Consider the following 3,322-nt stretch of genomic DNA (forward strand, 5'->3'; position numbering starts at 1 on the left):
ATCTCGATCTTGATGACGCCGTCGCCCTGGCAGGCCTCGCAGCGGCCGCCCTTGACGTTGAAGGAGAAGCGGCCCGGCTGATAGCCGCGCGCCTTGGCTTCGGGGAGGCCGGCGAACCAGTCGCGGATCGGCGTAAAGGCGCCGGTATAGGTCGCGGGGTTGGAGCGCGGCGTGCGGCCGATCGGCGACTGGTCGATGTCGATGACCTTGTCGAGGAATTCCAGGCCCTCGATGCGGTCGTGCTCGGCCGGATGCTCGCGCGAGCCCATGATGCGGCGCGAGGCGGCCTTGAACAGCGTCTCGATCAGGAAGGTCGATTTGCCGCCGCCGGACACGCCGGTGACCGCAGTGAAGGTGCCAAGCGGGATTTCCGCCGTCACGTTTTTGAGATTGTTGCCGCGCGCGCCGACCACCTTGATGCGCCGGTTCTTCTTCGCCTCGCGCCGCACCGCGGGCGTTGCCACTTCGAGCTCGCCCGACAGGTATTTGCCGGTGATCGAGGCAGGTGTGGCCATGATCTGCTGCGGCGTGCCTTGCGCGATGATCTGGCCGCCATGGATGCCGGCCGCCGGGCCGATGTCGACGACATAGTCGGCATGCAGGATGGCGTCCTCGTCATGCTCGACGACGATCACCGTGTTGCCGATGTCGCGCAGGTGCTTGAGCGTATCGAGCAGGCGCGCATTGTCGCGCTGATGCAGGCCGATCGACGGCTCGTCCAGCACATAGAGCACGCCGGTGAGGCCGGAGCCGATCTGCGAAGCGAGCCGGATGCGCTGGCTCTCGCCGCCCGACAGCGTGCCGGAATTGCGCGACAAGGTCAGATAGTCGAGGCCGACATCGTTGAGGAAGCGCAGCCGCTCACGGATTTCCTTCAGCACGCGGACCGCGATCTCGTTCTGCTTGTCATTCAACTGCGCCGGCAAGTCCGTGAACCATTGGTCGGCCTTGCGGATCGACATCTCGGTGACTTCGCCGATATGCTTGCCGCCGATCTTCACCGCCAGCGCTTCCGGCTTCAGGCGGTAGCCGTTGCAGGCGGGGCAGGGGGTGGCCGACATGAAGCGCTCGATCTCCTCGCGCATCCAGGCGGATTCGGTTTCCTTCCAGCGCCGGTCGAGATTGGGGATGACGCCCTCGAAGGTCTTAGTCGTCTTGTAGGAGCGCAGGCCGTCATCATACTGGAAGGTGATCTCGCGCTCGCCCGTGCCGCGCAACACGGCTTCTTTGGCCTCGACGCTCAGATCCTTGAACTTGTCGCCGAGCTTGAAGCCATAGACCTTGCCCAGCGCTTCCAGCGTCTGCGCGTAATAGGGCGAGGTCGATTTCGCCCACGGGCTGATGGCGCCGTCGCGCAAAGAGACGTTCTCGTCCGGCACGACGAGGTTGGGATCGATGGCGCGCTGGCTGCCAAGGCCGTCGCAGGTCGGGCAGGCGCCGAACGGGTTGTTGAAGGAGAACAGCCTGGGCTCGATCTCCGGAATGGTGAAGCCGGACACCGGGCATGCGAATTTTTCCGAGAACAGGATGCGCTCATGCGTCTCGTTCTTCGACTTGTTGACCGAATCCTCGCCGGTCTGGCTGGCGTCGAGCGGCTTGTCGGCGAATTCGGCTACGGCAAGACCTTCGGCAAGCTTCAGCGCCGTCTCGATCGAGTCCGCAAGCCGCGTGCCCAGGTCGCCGCGCACGACGACGCGGTCGACGACGACGTCGATGTCGTGCTTGTATTTCTTGTCCAGCGCCGGCACGTCGGCGATCTCGTAGAAGACGCCGTCGACCTTGACGCGCTGGAAGCCCTTCTTCTGCAGTTCCAGCAGTTCCTTGCGGTACTCGCCCTTGCGGCCGCGCACGATCGGCGCCAGCAGGAACAGGCGCGTGCCCTCCTCGAGCGCCAGCACGCGGTCGACCATCTGCGAAACCGTCTGGCTTTCGATCGGCAGGCCGGTGGCCGGCGAATAGGGGATGCCGACGCGCGCGAACAGCAGGCGCATATAGTCGTAGATTTCGGTGACGGTGCCGACGGTCGAGCGCGGGTTGCGCGAGGTGGTCTTCTGCTCGATCGAGATGGCAGGCGACAGGCCGTCGATCTGGTCGACGTCCGGCTTCTGCATCATCTCGAGGAACTGGCGGGCATAGGCCGACAGGCTTTCGACATAGCGGCGCTGGCCCTCGGCATAGATGGTGTCGAAGGCAAGCGACGACTTGCCGGATCCCGACAGTCCAGTCATGACGATCAGGCTGTCGCGCGGCAGGTCGAGATCGACGTTCTTGAGATTGTGTTCGCGCGCCCCGCGAATGGAAAGGTATTTATGGTCGGCCATCGCCGGTCGCCGCCTCAGATCTGGAATTTGCTGGATTGGCGGGATTGTCCCGGCCATCCCCTATGTAGGTATTTTCACCGCCACGTCGAGAGACGCCACAATCTCGACGGGACAAGCCGATCATGGGTTTAACCGTCTTTCGCGCGACCGGGCAAGCGGAAAGAACAAAGGTCGAACACGCTCCTGACAAAGCGTTGTGGAAACAATCGCTCAAGCGTTGTGGAAACAATCGCCCAAGCGTTGTCGAAACAATCGCGGCCGAGATACGCGCCGTTGGCGTTTCGAAGCACTCGACTTACCTGCATGTAACCTCCAGGCGATCACATTTTTCGGTAACCGACTATTCAACGGTTGACGTCTCGGGCCCAGGGGAGCAGTCTCAAACGCGTCAACGAAGCCGGCCGTCTTTCGATGGCCTCGCCGCCTAACAGGCGGTCTGCGAGACGCCGCAGGCGATAGCGATTTGTGCTTCGAACGACATTGTCGCAACGGACCCAGGAGCGGAGCATGACGCCACCGGACAGTCCCTTGAGGCTCCACATCGAGATGGAGCCGCGGCGGGCATAAGTGCCAGGGCAGACTTGAAACGCCGGCCCGACAAACCGTGACTTGCCGATTCCCTACAATTAGAGACGATAGTCGGATCGTCGGCTGAACGCCGCGTTGCATCCGAAACAGAACGCCGGCAGTCCACTCCCGGCTAAAATTGGATTTCAGATCCATGAGGCCCCATCCGTCTGCACAGCAGGGATGGGGCTTACATTTTGTCGGGCATGCCAGGTTCGCAATTGGCCGGAGACGCTCCCAACTTCGTCATTCTAGGGCGGAGCGACGCGAAGCGGAGCGCAGACCCTGGAATCCATGCCGTGACGCTAACGCATTGCAGCGGTTACAGAATTTTGCGCCGCTGCACCCTCCGTCCAACGTCACGGCATGGATTCCAGGGTCTGCGCTCCGCTTCGCGTCGCTCCTTGCTCCGCCCTAGAATGACGAATTGAGAA

Annotated in this window: 1 protein-coding gene; it reads right to left on the reverse strand. The window is 62.6% G+C overall.

Going from position 1 to position 3,322, the window contains the following annotated elements:
* The coding region (gene uvrA, locus FJ980_RS29465) for an excinuclease ABC subunit UvrA (RefSeq protein ID WP_140547147.1) at positions 1 to 2,321 on the reverse strand (2,321 nt) is incomplete at its 3' end.
* Positions 2,322 to 3,322 lie beyond the last annotated feature (1,001 nt).

The organism is Mesorhizobium sp. B1-1-5 (assembly GCF_006443065.1).
In the GTDB taxonomy this organism is placed as follows: domain Bacteria; phylum Pseudomonadota; class Alphaproteobacteria; order Rhizobiales; family Rhizobiaceae; genus Mesorhizobium.